Raw genomic sequence first — 548 nt, 5'->3', positions numbered from 1 at the left:
GCTCTGGACGCCGAGATCGACGGCAAGAAACTCACCGACCTGGAACTGTTCGACATGTTCCTGCTCATGATGCTGGCGGGGCTCGACACCGTCCAGAGCGTGCTCGCGCAGTCGATGGTCTACCTCGCTCAGCACCCGGAACAATGGGACGCGATGTTCGAGACGCCGGAAAGTCTCGAGCCCGCGATCGAGGAACTGCTCCGCTGGGCGGCGCCTGCCGTGCCGACACGTACCGTCGTCCACGATTCGGTCGACGTCGCAGGCATCACGCTCACCAAGGGTGAGCGCGTGCACTTCCCGCTCGCCGTGGCAAACCGTGATCCGCAGTACTACCCGCAGCCCGACGAGGTGAAGTTCGACCGCGAGGCCAAGCCGCACCTGGCGTTCGGGCTCGGCCCGCACCGCTGCGTCGGCCTGCACCTGGCCCGGCTCGAGCTGAAGATCGCGTTCACCGAATTGCGGCGCAGGATGCCCAAATTCGAACTCGTTGCCGGCGTCGAACCACACGAACATCTCGGCCTCGCGTGGGGAGTCGAGAACGTCCACCT

The 548-nt window shown here is 65.3% G+C and carries 1 protein-coding gene; it reads left to right on the top strand.

The window, feature by feature from the left end; all coding sequences use genetic code 11:
• A partial coding sequence (locus tag MLGJGCBP_RS24500) for a cytochrome P450 (RefSeq protein ID WP_160098715.1) occupies window positions 1-548 on the top strand: 548 nt, incomplete at both ends.

The organism is Rhodococcus sp. T7, assembly GCF_009872365.1.
Lineage (GTDB): Bacteria > Actinomycetota > Actinomycetes > Mycobacteriales > Mycobacteriaceae > Rhodococcus_F.
Note: the sequence above shows the minus strand (reverse complement) of the source record. Positions and strands in the feature narration are given on the sequence as shown.